The organism is Pseudomonas sp. MWU13-2100 (assembly GCF_023242365.1).
Lineage (GTDB): Bacteria > Pseudomonadota > Gammaproteobacteria > Pseudomonadales > Pseudomonadaceae > Aquipseudomonas.
In genome coordinates, this window is record NZ_JALLIX010000124.1 from 1 (window position 1) to 875 (window position 875).

Below are 875 nucleotides of genomic sequence, written 5' to 3' on the forward strand. Positions count from 1 at the left end.
AGACAATCGATAAAAGCTTAATCATTTTTTTGAGCACCTGTTATTAAAGTGGCGATGGAAAATCGACGTAATCTCCCGCTTGTATTGTTGGCGTTCAGACAGGCCTACCAATCCACGATTAATAGGGTGAGTGACGGCTCTGACGGCGGCATCCCCAGAGAGGGCAGCGTCTTCTGCAATCGCCGCTATATTCCTGCCTTTCCAGAACCATAGAGCGGTCTCTATAGCCACTGCAAAGTTGTCCTCCAACAGTTCGGGATTTGAATCAATCGCGAGCCCGGTTTCTCTGGCGCATTTCTTGTACGTTTCATAATGAGTGAGGTGAATCAATCCGCGACCTCGGAAGTCTTTCCCAGGATGCTCGCTGCGCCCATAACAGTGCAAACCATAGGCTGCATCATTTCCCAGTAAGTGCTCATCTATCCAGCTTAGTTTTTCTGCTTTACTGGCGAAGGTGAGCCCTTTTCTAGCGAACCCCGCATCGATCACCGATGGAGACAACTCGTAAACCCCCTCCGCTGTATTATTTCTTCTGGAATAATTCAGATTTTCTTTAAACTTCGCAAACCCACCGGTCTCCACTTTCGCCTGAGCCAGCAGGTGCGTCATCTGATCGCAGCTATCTACACCGTATCTCTTGAACAGGCTGGCAGACGCTTCCACCATCGCACTGATGAAAGCGGGCTTAACACTTTTGTCGCCTATCTCTTCGAGAAATTCTTTCGTTAAATTGATCATTGTCTTGCATTTCTTGCAGACCAGGACGCCCTCCTGTGCATCCCCCATGAAATGACCCAGCAAACCCACCGGATGAAAGTGAAACACCTTCCCATAGGTCGGAATCCCCACCTTCGCCGCCACCTCATCCCACCAAT

General features: G+C 49.4%; 1 protein-coding gene. It reads right to left on the minus strand.

All coding sequences use genetic code 11. The features are described 5' to 3' along the window. Positions 1 to 21: 21 nt before the first annotated feature. Positions 22 to 875: glycoside hydrolase family 19 protein (locus M5B99_RS29630; RefSeq protein WP_318654599.1), on the minus strand; the 854-nt coding region annotated here is incomplete at its 5' end.